The 14,234-nt window shown below is 39.3% G+C and carries 11 protein-coding genes and 3 pseudogenes; 9 read left to right on the forward strand and 5 right to left on the reverse strand.

The genetic code is table 11. The features are described 5' to 3' along the window. The first annotated feature begins 100 nt into the window (after positions 1–100). Positions 101–946, forward strand: a complete 846-nt coding sequence (locus tag WG932_RS23845) for an SDR family oxidoreductase (RefSeq protein ID WP_483085648.1) — start codon at positions 101–103, stop codon at positions 944–946. A 210-nt stretch (positions 947–1,156) separates the two neighbouring features. Here the strand turns inward: WG932_RS23845 and WG932_RS23850 are convergent, their stop codons facing one another. The 5 genes and pseudogenes from WG932_RS23850 to WG932_RS23870 all read right to left on the reverse strand — a co-directional run bounded on the left by WG932_RS23850 (position 1,157) and on the right by WG932_RS23870 (position 5,650). Further along, complete coding sequence (locus tag WG932_RS23850) at positions 1,157–2,152, reverse strand: ion channel (protein WP_483085649.1); 996 nt, start codon at positions 2,150–2,152, stop codon at positions 1,157–1,159. A 406-nt stretch (positions 2,153–2,558) separates the two neighbouring features. Beyond that, positions 2,559–3,301 (reverse strand): annotated as a pseudogene (locus WG932_RS23855) (SDR family oxidoreductase). After that, on the reverse strand, positions 3,192–4,274 hold the full coding sequence (gene denD, locus WG932_RS23860; RefSeq protein WP_483085650.1) for a D-erythronate dehydrogenase: 1,083 nt from the start codon (positions 4,272–4,274) through the stop codon (positions 3,192–3,194). Before denD ends, WG932_RS23855 begins: the two are co-directional and overlap by 110 nt. Before the next feature lie 16 nt (positions 4,275–4,290). After that, positions 4,291–4,953 carry a GntP family permease gene (locus WG932_RS23865; RefSeq protein ID WP_483085651.1) on the reverse strand — a complete coding sequence of 221 codons (663 nt, stop codon included), beginning with the start codon at positions 4,951–4,953 and terminating at the stop codon, positions 4,291–4,293. After that, positions 4,950–5,650: pseudogene (locus tag WG932_RS23870) on the reverse strand (GntP family permease). Before WG932_RS23870 ends, WG932_RS23865 begins: the two are co-directional and overlap by 4 nt. A 170-nt stretch (positions 5,651–5,820) precedes the next feature. Between WG932_RS23870 and WG932_RS23875 the strand changes: the two are divergent. From WG932_RS23875 to WG932_RS23910, 8 genes and pseudogenes are all read left to right on the forward strand, one after another. Further along, positions 5,821–6,543, forward strand: a complete 723-nt coding sequence (locus WG932_RS23875) for an LOG family protein (RefSeq protein WP_014020291.1) — start codon at positions 5,821–5,823, stop codon at positions 6,541–6,543. Positions 6,544–6,547: 4 nt separating this feature from the next. After that, on the forward strand, positions 6,548–7,186 hold the full coding sequence (locus WG932_RS23880; RefSeq protein ID WP_483085652.1) for a lytic transglycosylase domain-containing protein: 639 nt from the start codon (positions 6,548–6,550) through the stop codon (positions 7,184–7,186). A 65-nt stretch (positions 7,187–7,251) separates the two neighbouring features. Beyond that, complete coding sequence (locus WG932_RS23885) at positions 7,252–7,527, forward strand: hypothetical protein (RefSeq protein WP_483085653.1); 276 nt, start codon at positions 7,252–7,254, stop codon at positions 7,525–7,527. A 20-nt stretch (positions 7,528–7,547) separates the two neighbouring features. Further along, the gene (locus WG932_RS23890) at positions 7,548–8,882 is read left to right on the forward strand and encodes a hypothetical protein (protein ID WP_483085654.1); all 1,335 of its coding nucleotides are present in this window, start codon (positions 7,548–7,550) and stop codon (positions 8,880–8,882) included. Between the two features lie 20 nt (positions 8,883–8,902). Further along, complete coding sequence (locus WG932_RS23895; RefSeq protein ID WP_483085655.1) at positions 8,903–9,214, forward strand: hypothetical protein; 312 nt, start codon at positions 8,903–8,905, stop codon at positions 9,212–9,214. A 254-nt stretch (positions 9,215–9,468) separates the two neighbouring features. Continuing rightward, positions 9,469–12,305: pseudogene (gene uvrA, locus WG932_RS23900) on the forward strand (excinuclease ABC subunit UvrA). Positions 12,306–12,696: 391 nt separating this feature from the next. After that, the gene (locus WG932_RS23905) at positions 12,697–12,915 is read left to right on the forward strand and encodes a hypothetical protein (protein WP_483085656.1); all 219 of its coding nucleotides are present in this window, start codon (positions 12,697–12,699) and stop codon (positions 12,913–12,915) included. A gap of 107 nt (positions 12,916–13,022) precedes the next feature. After that, the gene (locus WG932_RS23910; RefSeq protein ID WP_483085657.1) at positions 13,023–14,198 is read left to right on the forward strand and encodes a hypothetical protein; all 1,176 of its coding nucleotides are present in this window, start codon (positions 13,023–13,025) and stop codon (positions 14,196–14,198) included. Positions 14,199–14,234 lie beyond the last annotated feature (36 nt).

Here is a 14,234-nt window from a genome sequence, read left to right on the forward strand (position 1 = left end):
ATTGTTTAATAAATGCTTACTATTTACCTTTGACTTACCAAAAGTAACTAGAAAACTTTAGGTGAGCAAGGTAATTGTATTTAAAATAAAACTAGAAAAGATGAAAATAGCAGTAACAGGAGCATCTGGACAACTTGGACGTTTGGTAATTGAAGATTTGAAAGAAAAAACGTCAGTAGAAAATATTGTGGCCTTGGTTCGAGACCCACAAAAAATTGCAGATTTAGAAGTGGAGGCGAGGAAATTTGATTATGATAACCCAATGCTACTATCAGAAGCCTTAATAGGAATTGACAAACTATTGCTGATTTCGGGGAGTGAAATTGGGAAACGATTGTCACAACATACCAATGTGATCGAAGCAGCCAAAAATGCAGGAGTTAAGATAATCGCTTATACAAGTCTATTAAAAGCTGACACTTCAACACTAGGTCTTGCAGGGGAGCATGTTGGTACTGAGGATGTATTGAAAAAATCAGGTGTCCCTTATGTAATTCTACGAAATGGATGGTATACCGAGAACTATACAGGATCGCTTCACCAAGTAATTGGTTTAGGGACATTGTATGGAAGTTCTGGAGAGGGAAAAATTTCATCTGCTACCCGAGAAGATTATGCAGCAGCAGCGGCTACGGTTTTAACCTCAGAAGGTCAGGAAGGAAAAGAGTATGAACTTGCCGGTGACGAAGCTTTTACCATGAAAGATTATGCGACTGAAATAAGTCGTCAAACCGGGAAAGACATTCCCTATGTAAATTTACCTGAGAATGACTATGCTCAAGCGCTTGTAAAAGGTGGTTTGCCAGAAGGCTTTGCCAAGTTTTTGGCTTCAAGCCATGTTTCCACAGAAAAAGGAGACTTGTTCGATGACGGTCACCAGCTTTCAAAATTGATCGGCAGACCAACCACCCCATTAAGCAAAGCAATTTCAGCTGCATTGGCTTAAAAAGCAGGGATAAAGACTGAAGCTAAAAGGTTACAACTGCCGAAAGGTGAAGTTGTAACCTTTTTTAACAATAGTTCATCAATGCTATGATTCAGTCTTCAAATAACTTGAAATCCCGGTAGTTACAACAGTCAACCCTGGTGTTGCTTCGCGTTTTTCCCTTATAGAATTTTCCAAATTGCAATGAATTCAAATTTACTATAAATGATTTCAATCAACGAATTCCTTCCATTTCCATCCGTCATTTTTAACTAGGCTAGCAATAAAGGCTCTTCTTTCTTTAATGTTGGTTAGGCGGTAATCTGCTGTTTCTTTCGGGATATCCCTGATAAGTGATGGCAATTTGTTTTTGTAAGGAAAGTCAGGGACAGGTTCAGTATTGAATGAATAAGAATTCTTAATCACCTTCAAATACTTGTTCATGGCCATGCGTAGGTTTTTCCAAATGTAAGCTTTGTCTGATTGATCAATATTGTAAACCTCTTGGATACTCAAAGCTTCATCGAGCTTGGCAAGGTTAAGTTGGGGAGAGTATTTTGGATTTTCTGAGTGGAAATACAACAATACCGGGTAAGCCAATTGTTGTTCACATTGCATAAGAATCATGGGGTACAATTCCTTGAATTGTTCATGCAGAATATTAAAATCAGTTCCATTCCATCCGTTTGAAATTATTTCAGTCGGTGTATCTCCGAGATTTGAAATAAATGTGGCCAACATACGCTGTTTTACTACTGCGTTCATAAGTGGAATAAAATAGGAAATGGCAATAGACAGTAAAAACATACCATTTAAACCTGTGAAATTTGAAATAATTCGCCAGAAATCATTCCCGGTTTTCAGGTCCCCATTGCCAAGTGAGGTCAATGTGTAGCCAACATAGTAAAATTTGGCGGTAATGCTTGCAGGCAGTTCAGTAGAAGTTTCTACAATGGAGTGGACATATGAATTGTAAATGAGCCCATACCCAATCATAAGAAGCACTGCCCAAAGTGAAAATAAAGTCACGACAATTAAGGCACCTACATTGCTTAAAATAGCTGTACGTGAAAATTTTCTTGAAACAAAAACACTTATTCGCCATACATTTCTTGCCACAAAATTTGAAATTTTACTACCGCCATTGATTCGGAGAATGGTGGACAGTGCATCCATATTCGTTACAGCAACTATTATTACTCCGATTAATAGTAAAATAATGTTCATTGATTAATTCAGTTAAATTCATAAAGTCCTCCTGCCGGCTTAATCGGCTATTCACTATTTCCAAGCATTCAGTTTACTTTAAGTCGCCTATTCATCACTTTTCCAAGTTTAAACCAGCGTAGTTTATTGATTATGGGATTTGAATTTCCGGCGCTTTCTTTAGTTTACTTATTGTAGCAAAAATGCTTCCATTAACAGTTTTAGGTCGGCTAATATTATAATTACCATTAATTTTCAAGCTTAATGAGGGGTCGTTTTGGCTCCGGTATCAAACTAAACCAGGTTGAGTAAAAGAAGACCTATTACAGAATTCGGGTTTACCTGAGAATGAGTCAAAAAAATGAGTTGGCATTGGATAAGGGGCTTTAATTATTATCCTATTGGCCAATGAGGTTTTGATCACCCTCTACCGATATAGGGCATTCCATTGGCCATGATGGTCATGAAAGGAATGTTGGCAGCAGGGGAGTCCGGCCATATACACTATTGCCTTTCCTATTTCATTGACATCCATGGTTGGTTCTACTTTGCGGGAACCGTCTGCTTGCAGTGTACCTTCTTCCATTTTTTTGGTCATATCGCTCTTAGCATTGCCAATGTCTATCTGCCCACATGTAATGTTTTGATCTCTGCCGTCCAAGATAGTGGATTGTGTTAGGCCTGTGACGGCATGTTTGCTAGCTGTATAGGCCACAGACATTGGTCTGGGCGTATGAGCAGAAATAGAACCATTGTTAATGATGCGCCCACCTTTAGGGTCCTGTGTCTTCATGAGCTTAAAAGCTTGCTGTGTGCAAAGAAATGCTCCGGTAAGGTTGGTGTCGATTACTTTTTTCCAATCCTCAAAACTCAGTTCTTCCAGTGGGATGGCCGGGGCATTTATACCGGCATTGTTGAATAATAGATCCAAACGCCCATAATGATCACGGATTTTTTGAACAATGCTTGAACACTTTCCGGGGAAGTAATGTCTGCGGGGAAGATCGAGTGGTCTCTTTTTTCACAAAGTGCAGCAGTTTCTTTGAGGCTTGTTTCTCTCCTACCGGTTAATATTAGCGACCAATTGTCTTTTGCCAATGCTTGAGCTACGGCCCTTCCTATGCCTGAACCCGCTCCGGTAATGAGTGCCGTTTTTATTGTACTTTTCATGAGTGAGTTTATTTTTCGGGTACCTGAATATTTTCTTCTTGAATATAATTCGTGATGATTTCGATTGTGTTTTTGTCTGCCGTAAAGCCCAAGGCATCTGCTTTTTTGTGTCGAAATTTGGTGGCCAAGTTAGGACAATGCTTTGCAGGAAGGCATCAGGTTGGTAAGAAATAAGTTTTGTTATGCTTTTATGTGTGACTTGCTCCAAACTATCAATCATTTCCTGAACAGTTACGGTAATACCGGGTAAATTTATGGTACGATCATCTCCAATGGTTTTGGTGGGTAATTTTGCTGCATGAATAAAGTTTCGCACCACTTGCTTGGGCGAGAGTATCCAAAAAGGTGATGAAGGTGCAACCGGGTAACTAGTAGGCCTGCCGTTCAAAGGCTCTCGAATAATACTGCTTAAAAAAGAAGAGGTCGCCGCATTTGGTTTGCCGGGCCTCACGGTGATGGTTGGTAATCTAAGGCATCTGGCATCCACAAAACCTCGCCTGCTGAAATCATTCATTAATAGGTCAACGATTGCTTTTTGTGTTCCATAAGAACTCTTTGGTTTGGGGGCAGTTTCTTCGGTGAGCACTTGGTTTACGTCCCCTCCAAATATTCCACAAGAACTGGCAAATACAATTTTAGGGCAATAAGCCAATTCTCTACACTTTTCCAGTAAATGTAGGCTACCATGCAAGTTTACACGCATACCTAAGTCAAAGTTTTTTTCAGCTTCACCACTCACCACTGCCGCCAGATGGAAGATTAATTCAGGTTTTGTTATTAAAAGAGGGTTAATAATTGAGGGGTCGCTAAAATCCCCTTCAACGCATTTGAATTCCGGGTTTTTCATAATGTGTTCCGGAATAAAACGATCAAGCAAAGTGATTTTTCCCTTGGATAGGGGTTGTTGCTCCAGCCATTTTAATGCTAGTCTACTGCCAATAAATCCGCCTCCTCCTATGATAAGTACATTCATGTATTTGGGTTTTTGTTTAGACAAAAGGGAATATATAAGAAAGCAACCAAACCTGTGCCATGCCCAGCAAAGAAATGGATGCGAGTAACAAGGTCCATGTTTTTAGGGCTTCTTTTTCGGTCATCCCACTCATTCTTGCCACCACCCAGAAGGCACTGTCGTTCATCCAAGAAATAAATAATGAGCCAAATCCCATGGCCATTAATAAATAAACGGGATGAAAACCTAAAGTTTGCCCATCCCCAATCAAGGCAGACATAATGGCCACACTGGAAATCATGGCTACTGTACCTGAGCCTTGTGCTGTTTTTAGCACGGCAGATATAAGCCAGGCAAGAGGAATAAAGTGCAAGGGGAAACTTTCTGTAGCTATTCCAATTGCCTCTCCAATACCACTATTATTGATCATGGCACCATAGGCCCCGCCGGCGCTGGTGATTAGTATAATTACACCTCCAATTTCCAAGGGTTTGCCTACTTTTGCCCACAATTCACTTGAGCCCATCTTTTCAGATTTGGCCCAAAGATAGAGCGCTGCACCTGCTCCTGCAGCCATGGCCAGATTTTTATTTCCCAAAAATACCAACCACTCAGGTACATCTCCTGTAAGGACTTGAACCATCGTGCCAGAACCTATCATCAATATGGGTAATACAATAGGAGCAAGTGCCCAAGTCATGGGGATTTCCGAGGCATCTCCGTTTTTTTAGGTAATGTAATGCGGATGGGAACGACCATTTTTCTATTGATCCGCTTGCCCAGAATTAATACAAGCATAGCAGGGGCTATTCCTAAAACAATTCCGGAAAGAATTACTGTTCCCAAGGAAATCCCCAAACTTTCGGCCATAATTAGCGGGCCTGGAGTGGGTGGGACGATGCTGTGAGTAATGGCTGCACCTCCTCCGATGGCCATTACATAAAGGATGTAATTTTTGCCGGTTTTGAGGGCCAGACTTATGCCTAAGGGGATGAGTAGAAAAAAACAGTATCCAAAAAAACAGGAATTGAAAGCAGAAAGGCAGCGATAAGTAAGGCCAATGCAGCTTGTTTTTCGCCCAGTTTTTTTAATAGCTGTGTTACTATTTTTTCTGCAGCACCGCTTTCTAGCATGGCAGTGCCTATGATGGCTGCCAGTGCGATTACCCAGGCGATTTTTCCTGCCATCACACCTAAGGCGATCATGGGTGCATCCAAAGCAGCGACTATTCCCTCATTTTCCATTAGGTGGGGCGTCACCAAGCCCACATACACTGCTGCTAATACCAGGGCTACAAAAGGGTGAAACTTTAAACGAGACACCAATACAACCACCAATGCGATACTTGTTAATAGAATGGCAAATGGCCAATATTCAGCATTATAAATTGATTCCATACTTTAAATAAGGTAAAATATTCTGAATTTTAATGTTTAGGCATTTTTAATTCGAATTTTTGCGACAAAGATTTTCATATTAATTATAAAAGTCGTTTGTTTACTCGTTGCTGATGGTTTACATTAGAAAAAAATAATGCTTTAATTTTAGATATTTAGTTTTTGATTGGATGAGAATGGAAGAAGGAAAAGAGGAGGATAAAATAAGAAGGGCCTTTAAGGAGAAAGACTGGGCCGAGATAAAGAGTGCAGATTCTTGGGTAATATTTAAAGTCATCAGTGAATTTGTGGAGGGTTTTGAAAAGTTAGCCAAAATAGGTCCTTGTGTTTCTATCTTTGGTTCTGCAAGAACAAAATCAGATCACCCAAATTATAAGAGTGCTGAAGCCATTGCGGCCAAGTTGGTGAGGCATGGATATGGGGTAATTACCGGAGGAGGGCCTGGGATTATGGAGGCAGGAAATAAAGGGGCTCATTCTGAGAATGGGAAGTCTGTAGGCTTGAATATAGTTTTGCCTTTTGAGCAATTCAATAATGTGTATATAGACCCCGACAAGCTGATTACTTTTGATTACTTTTTTGTTCGCAAGGTTATGTTTACCAAATATTCCCAAGGCTTTGTTGTATTGCCCGGAGGATTTGGCACCATGGATGAATTGTTTGAAGCCTTGACGCTGATTCAAACCAAGAAAATTGGACGTTTTCCTATAGTATTGGTAGGAAGAGTTTATTGGGAAGGGTTGATTGAATGGATCAAAAGTACCATGCTTGAATCTTTTGAAAACATTAGCAAGGAAGACCTAGACCTTTTTGTCTTAGTGGATACTGCCGATGAAGCTGTCAATGCCATTGATGAGTTTTACAACAAATACTTACTTTCTCCAAATTATTAATCCATTGAAAAAGAAGCATATTTATAATTTATACTTTCTGATTGCTTTGCAATTTATGATTATAGGTTTTTTGTTTTACCAAAGTAAGGAGGAAAAATTTCAAGTGCCTGTAAATGATGGGGGAGGAGCAACATTACGCCCCGGAGAGGCAAGGAGCAAGCCACGGGTGAAAATATTTGATCTTCCGGAAAAGCCTGTATTTGCAGGAGAGAAAGTGCCTATCGAACAGCCGGATGTTTTTGAAAGGTTTGAACGTGAAGTTTATGTCAATGCCTATTGGGAGTCTAATGCCTTATTGATGCTAAAGCGGTCAGGGAAATATTTCCCATTTATTGAAAAGACTTTGGAAGAAAATGGAATTCCTGACGATTTTAAATATGTAGCCATCATTGAATCAGGATTGCTGAATGTAACCTCTCCTGCCGGTGCCAAAGGTTTTTGGCAGTTTATGAAAGGAACCGCAGGAGATTTTGGTTTGGAGGTCAACCGCTATGTAGATGAAAGGTACCACTTTGAAAAGGCTACCATTGCTGCTTGCAAATACATCAGGGCAGCCTATGGTAAGTTCGGCAATTGGACGAGCGTGGCCGCCAGCTATAATTTGGGCATGGCAGGAATTGCTCGAAGAAAAACCAACAATTAAGCCCTGATTATTATAACCTGTACCTAAATGAAGAAACCAGCAGGTATATTTTCAGAATTTTAGCCATGAAGGAGATCTTTGAAAATCAGGCCAAATATGGTTTTGAGCTTCAAAAGGAAGACCTGTATTCCTTGCCACCTTTGAGAGAAATAGAGGTTACCGAAAGTATTGATAATCTTGCCTCTTGGGCGGTTGCACACAAGAGCAATTATAAGGAAGTCAAAATCTACAATCCTTGGTTGATCAACACAAAACTAAACGTTAGAAAAGGGGGAAATATGTTATTAAATTACCTATGTAAAAACCTTTTCTTAAGGAATTGGTTTTTATCCTTAACTTGAATGGAATAAAAACCGATACTATGAAAAAACCTGTCATAATTACCTTTGCTGTTGGGCTAGTTTTGCTTGGTTTTTTCTATTTACTGCCTGTACTTGTTAATAGTTATCTCAATAAAAATGCGGAAACAATTGTAAGCAATATGATTGTCCGCACCAATGATTTTGCCGGGCATGAGGTTAATTTTGGCAAGATAAGCTTGGATTATAATTACCAAGGCACCTTTCTAAAAATGGATTCGGTTCATATTTATCCCGGAGAGAAATTAAAACAAGAAAATAAAATAAAGTTCAATCTTTCATTTAAAGAGGCAAGTCTCACAGGTTTTCAATGGGTTGATTTTTTATTTTACAACAGCATTCACCTTGATTCTGCCTATATAGCAAATGTGATTTTGGAAACCATCACGCCGGATTTGGAGGAGATTACCGGTAAAATGGAGCAAGGGAAAGGCAATCAAGGAGAGAATTACAAGAAAATTAGTCTCAATCATTTCAGGGTCAATCAAGCTTACTTTCAAAACAAGGACAGTAAAACAGATTCTACGCGATTATTGATCAAAGACCTATTTATTTTTGCTGATGGTTTTAGCCTTACTGATCAGGATCTCGAGAGTCAACAAGCCTTATTTTCTGTAGACAATATTGAAGGATATCTAGAGGATGTACAACTGCATGTCAATGATTATATCAATGTGGTAGAGGCAAAGGAACTGGCCTTTAATACAAGCGAACAAAAATTAAGTATAGAAAAAATAGGCTTTAACAACAAGCTTAGAAAGTATTCTTACATCAACCGTTTTGTAAAAGAAACCAATTGGATGGAATTTAATGATGCCAGATTGGAGATCTTGGGAATGGATTTTCAATCTTATTTTAGGCAAGGGGTAATAGTGGCCGATGAGCTGCAATTGGATCATTTAAACCTAGAGGTTTTTAGGGATAAACGAAAAGTTGAAGATACTTCCAAAAGGCCAAAAATGATTCACGAAATTATTCATGAACTGCCAAAAAGTATTTGGTTGAAGGAGATAAATTTTGAGAACATGAAGATTACATATCAAGAAAGGCCTGATACAAAAGCACCTTCTTCGGGAAAGATATTTTTTGACCAAGTAAATGGTGAGATTTTGGGATTTACCAATTTCCAAGATAAGCTTGCTCAGAATGATACCTTGAAAATTTTAGCCAAGGGAAGGTTGATGGGTAAAGGGCAAATTGATATGCAAGCAGATTACCTGGTCAATGATGAAGAAGGTAGATTTTTTATTAAAGGGAGTATAGGGGAAATGAACCTAACTAGTCTAAACAATATGATAATGCCTGCTACCCGAGTGGCTCTGAAAGGGGGAGGCTAGACAATTTATACTTTGATATTGTGGCGGATGAATTTGATGGGACAGGGGATGTCATTGCCAAATATCACAACCTCGAAATAGAAATTTTGGACAAAAATTATAAACGAAACAGAAATATTTTTAGGGATATCGGGGCTTTTCTGGCCAATAAAATTGTGGTCAGGACCGATAATCCACAAAAATCCGGTGACTTACAAAAGGGAGAAGTGTATTTTCGAAGAGAAAAACACAAGTTTATTTTTCATTATTGGTGGAACCTAATATTGAGTGGGCTAAAATCTACCATCACAGGGGACACCGAACAGGACCTTAGAGACAAGGCTTCCAATTAGTTCCTTTTCCTTAAAATGAACCATTTGCCTAATTTTAGGTTTATCTTAGTTATGCTCTTTTTTGTCGATCCTAATTCCTGAATAAAATTAAGAGATGGCTTAAAAAGGTTGTAAATTGTGCTGCCACTTTTGAAAACAAGAGGCAGTCTTAAGAGGTAAATAAAAATTGCCTCGGGCTAAATTTGTATTTAGCAACAATTAGAATAGTTATTGCTTAAATTTAGGCTAAACCAGTAAAAGTGAAATCCTATCCAATGTCAGTAGAAAATCAACCTTCTCAAGAACATATTGAAATATATGGGGCGAGAGAACATAACCTCAAGAACCTCGATCTTACCTTACCTAGAAATAAATTAGTTGTCATTACCGGCTTAAGTGGCAGTGGTAAAAGTTCACTGGCGTTTGATACCATATACGCTGAAGGCCAAAGAAGGTATATGGAAAGTTTTTCTGCCTATGCCAGGTCTTTTTAGGAGGAATGGAAAGGCCTGATGTAGATAAAATCAACGGGCTTTCTCCGGTGATATCCATCGAACAAAAAACGACCTCAAAAAATCCCAGATCTACGGTAGGGACTGTTACAGAGATTTATGATTTTATGCGGCTTTTATACGCCAGATCAGGTGAGGCATATTCTTACCTTTCCGGTGAGAAAATGGTTCGTCAAACCGAGGATCAAATAATTGATCAAATCTTTAATTACTTTTTGAATAAAAAGCTTTCCATTCTTGCACCGGTTGTAAAAGGAAGAAAAGGCCATTATCGTGAATTGTTTGAGCAAATCCGTAAAATGGGTTATTCAAAAGTGAGGATAGACGGAGAGATGGTGGACCTAGAACCTAAAATGCAAGTAGATCGATATAAGATTCATGACATTGAAATTGTAGTAGACCGGGTGCTGGCAGAGGAAAGTGACCGTTACAGGATATCCCAATCACTAAAAACAGCCTTACAACATGGCAAAGGAGTGATGATGTTGCTCGATGAGGAAGGAAATATTCATCATTTTTCCAAATACCTGATGGATCCTCATACCGGGCTTAGTTATGATGAGCCGGCGCCTAATTTTTTTTCTTTCAACAGCCCTTACGGCGCTTGCCCCACATGCAATGGTTTGGGGGTAATTGAAGAAATTACCCAAGAAAGCGTAATACCTGACCCTTCATTAAGCATCAGTAGGGGAGGAATAGCTCCTTTAGGGGAGTACAGAGACATTTGGATATTTAAGAAAATTGATGCGATACTGAAACGCTATAAAGGTAGTTTGGCTACGCCCATTGAAAAATTAGATGAAAAGGTAATTCAAACCCTTTTGTATGGAGATAAAATGGAGGTAGCGGTGGATTCGGTTAAATATCCCGGAACCAAGTGGAACACTACCTTTGAAGGAATTTTAAATTTTCTTCAAAAACAAAAGGAGGGAGGCTCAGATAAAATACAAAAATGGATTTCCGATTTCACCACCACCCGCACCTGTCCGGACTGTGAGGGTTACCGATTAAAGAAAGAGGCCCTTCATTTCAAAATTGCTGAAAAACATATCGGCGAACTGGCCCTAATGGATATTACCACTTTAGGAGAATGGTTTGAAAATATTGAGGAGCGAATGACTGAGCGTCAGAAAATTATTGGCGTTGAGGTATTGAAAGAAATCAGGAAAAGAATTGGTTTTTTGTTAGATATTGGCTTGAATTACCTTTCTCTCAATCGACCTTTAAGAACCTTGTCTGGAGGGGAAGCCCAGCGGATTCGCCTGGCTACACAAATAGGCACCCAGCTTGTAGGAGTCTTGTATATTTTGGATGAACCAAGTATAGGCTTGCACCAACGAGACAATGTGAAATTAACCCATGCCCTAAAGGATTTAAGAGACCTCGGCAATTCGGTCATTGTGGTGGAACACGACAGAGACATGATGATGGATGCTGATTATGTGTTAGACATTGGACCGGGAGCAGGTCGTCATGGGGGCAAATTGTTGCCAGTGGTACTCCACAGGAAATTTTGGCCTCAGATAGCCTAACTGCTCAATATCTCAATGGGGTATTGAGTATACCCATCCCGGAAAAAAGAAGAAAAGGTTCCGGTAAGAAACTTAAATTGAAAGGAGCCAACGGAAATAACCTGAAAAATGTAAACTTGGAAATACCACTGGGAACGATGGTTTGTGTTACCGGAGTTTCGGGCTCGGGAAAAAGTTCCCTAATCCATGAAACCCTGTATCCTTTGCTTAACAGGCAGTTTTACAATTCAAAAAAGAACCATTACCCTTTAAAGAGATAACTGGTTTGGAGCATTTGGATAAGGTGATTGAGGTAGATCAATCTCCTATTGGGCGAACACCAAGATCCAACCCGGCGACCTATACCGGAGTATTTACAGATATCAGGGCCTTGTTTACAGACTTACCTGAATCTAAGATTAGAGGGTATAAACCAGGAAGGTTTTCTTTTAATGTAAAGGGGGGCGTTGTGAAGATTGTGAAGGTGGAGGAATGAAGCTGATTGAAATGGATTTTCTTCCGGACGTGCATATTCCCTGTGAAACCTGTAAAGGCAAACGCTATAATCGGGAGACTTTAGAAGTGAGGTTTAAAGGAAAATCCATTGCTGATGTGCTTGACATGACGGTAGAACAGGCTGTGGAGTTTTTTGAGCATATCCCCAAGATCTTAAGAAAAATACAAACCTTGCATGATGTAGGTTTGGATTATATCACCTTAGGTCAGCATGCAACCACTCTTTCCGGAGGAGAGGCACAACGCGTGAAGCTAGCCACAGAGCTTTCAAAGAAAGATACCGGAAAAACCTTTTATATATTGGATGAGCCCACTACAGGCTTACATTTCAAAGACATCGGTTTGCTTTTAGGAGTGCTCCAACAATTGGTAGACAAAGGGAATACGGTACTTATTATTGAGCACAATATGGATGTGATTAAGGTAGTGGATCATATTATAGACCTTGGTCCGGAGGGAGGAGAAAAAGGCGGAGAAATACTTTTTAGCGGAACTCCCGAAAAAATGGCCAATCACCCAAGTAGTCATACAGCAAAGTTTTTAAAAGAAGAATTGAACAAAAAGACTTGGTGATCTAAGGTTTACGAGACCTTAAGCCATCCCAATATTAAAATAGCCTTATTAAGCTTCTTCGCTTAATAAGGCTAAACTTTTATATAAGGGTTGAGAACAGAAGGTTACAGTAGAATCACAGGTAATTGGGTAGTTTAGTTGGTTTAATTCGAGGACGTTATTAATGATTTTTCCGGATATCAGAATTTTTATTATTTATAAATAACTGATTATTAAGCGTTGTTAACGCGTGAAAGGCGAAATAGAGGTGTTTTTGTCTGCAATGTTAAGAGAAGATTAATTCCCTGAATTTAATTTTAAAATTTCATAATTCACTTTTTTATAGGAGGGTAATTTTTTAGCTCAATTTTGTGCCTGAATCTAATTCAGAATTAAAATCTAATACCTAACCATGAAGAAATTATTTAATTGGATGACGATCGCTACACTAGCTATTACTGTTTTAGCAGCGTGTAACGAGGAGGATGACCCAAATAACCAAGTTGTTATTTCAGGAGTCCCGGCAACTGCAAGTGTTGAAGTTGAAGAAAGTATTGATCCGGTTGCCGTTAATATTACAGCTGCAGATGGATTAACTACTTTAGTTGTAAAAGAAATGGAACTACAATAGAAACTATTAATTATACTGGCGAAGTATCCGCCACTTATGATTTCAATTATGAAGCCACAGAGGAAGATGCTGATAGTAATATAGTATTTGAGATTATTGCCACAGACATGAATGGAGATACTCAAACGTCTACGTTTGTTGTTACTGTAGGTGAAATTTCTACAATTGTAAGAGTTGACGAAAACATTACTGCTGATCAAGTATGGGAAACAGGTAAGGTTTACGTGCTTGGAAGTAGAATTACAGTTACAGAAGGTGTTGAATTAATCATCGAACCGGGTGTGATTGTAAAAGGTGAAGCCGGATCTGGCGCCAATGCTACTGCCTTGGTCATCGCAAGAGGAGCTACCATTGAAGCTGAAGGTACTGCTGATCAACCTATTATTTTCACCTCAATAGCCGATGAAATTACACCGGGTATGATTGCAAGCCCTAACCTTGATCCTGATATTGATGGATTGTGGGGAGGATTATTGGTTCTTGGTAGAGCCCCTGGATCTTTTGCAGGTGATGTTTCAGAAGTACAAATAGAGGGTATACCACCTTCCGATACCAATGGACTACACGGAGGAGATAATCCAGAAGATTATTCAGGAAAACTTAAGTACATATCTATCAGACATGGTGGAGCCAATATTGGTGAAGGAAATGAAATCAATGGTTTGACTTTAGGATCTGTAGGATCTGCCACGATCATTGAAAACATTGAAGTTATCGCTAACCAAGATGATGGAATCGAATGGTTTGGAGGCACAATGAATGTGAAAAATGCTATTATCTGGAACGCTGGTGATGATGCTTTAGATACGGATATGGCTTGGTCAGGAACCTTAGATAATTTCATAGTAATCAACGGAAGTTCTACAGATCATTCACTAGAAATTGATGGACCAGAAGGCTCTTTCAATGATGGCCATACCCTTCAAAATGGTATTATCGTTGGAAATGATGTTGCCGAACTAGGTGATTTCAGAGATGGTGCTAGAGGAACATTTAAAAATATCCTTTTCCAAGGTTTCGCTGATCCTGCAGAAACAGAAGGTAGAGGAGACTTCTCTATCAGTGGAGACAAATCCCTAGAAAACTTTCAAAATGGAGACCTTGCTTTTGAAAACCTTGAAGTGGTTTTAGCAGATGGTGTAGCACTTACTGATGTATTCAAAAACGGAACTGACGCGCACGCTACTGCCGTAACTGCCGGAGCAAATACCGTAGGAGCTGATAAATCTGTATTCAGTGACTGGACTTGGTCTGCTGAAGCAGGAAACTTAGATAACCTATAATTAATACCAACCACTATTTTTTGAAAGGGATACGAT

It is taken from the genome of Cyclobacterium sp. SOCE241, from assembly GCF_056867545.1.

What these genes read in the sequence shown, in the direction of transcription:
- WG932_RS23845 (WP_483085648.1), top strand. Translation starts at nt 101, where the DNA reads ATGAAAATAGCAGTAACAGGAGCATCTGGACAACTTGGACGTTTGGTA.
- WG932_RS23850 (WP_483085649.1), bottom strand. Translation starts at nt 2,152, where the DNA reads ATGAACATTATTTTACTATTAATCGGAGTAATAATAGTTGCTGTAACG.
- denD (WP_483085650.1), bottom strand. Translation starts at nt 4,274, where the DNA reads ATGAATGTACTTATCATAGGAGGAGGCGGATTTATTGGCAGTAGACTA.
- WG932_RS23865 (WP_483085651.1), bottom strand. Translation starts at nt 4,953, where the DNA reads ATGACTTGGGCACTTGCTCCTATTGTATTACCCATATTGATGATAGGT.
- WG932_RS23875 (WP_014020291.1), top strand. Translation starts at nt 5,821, where the DNA reads ATGAGAATGGAAGAAGGAAAAGAGGAGGATAAAATAAGAAGGGCCTTT.
- WG932_RS23885 (WP_483085653.1), top strand. Translation starts at nt 7,252, where the DNA reads ATGAAGGAGATCTTTGAAAATCAGGCCAAATATGGTTTTGAGCTTCAA.
- WG932_RS23890 (WP_483085654.1), top strand. Translation starts at nt 7,548, where the DNA reads ATGAAAAAACCTGTCATAATTACCTTTGCTGTTGGGCTAGTTTTGCTT.
- WG932_RS23905 (WP_483085656.1), top strand. Translation starts at nt 12,697, where the DNA reads ATGAAGAAATTATTTAATTGGATGACGATCGCTACACTAGCTATTACT.
- WG932_RS23910 (WP_483085657.1), top strand. Translation starts at nt 13,023, where the DNA reads ATGAATGGAGATACTCAAACGTCTACGTTTGTTGTTACTGTAGGTGAA.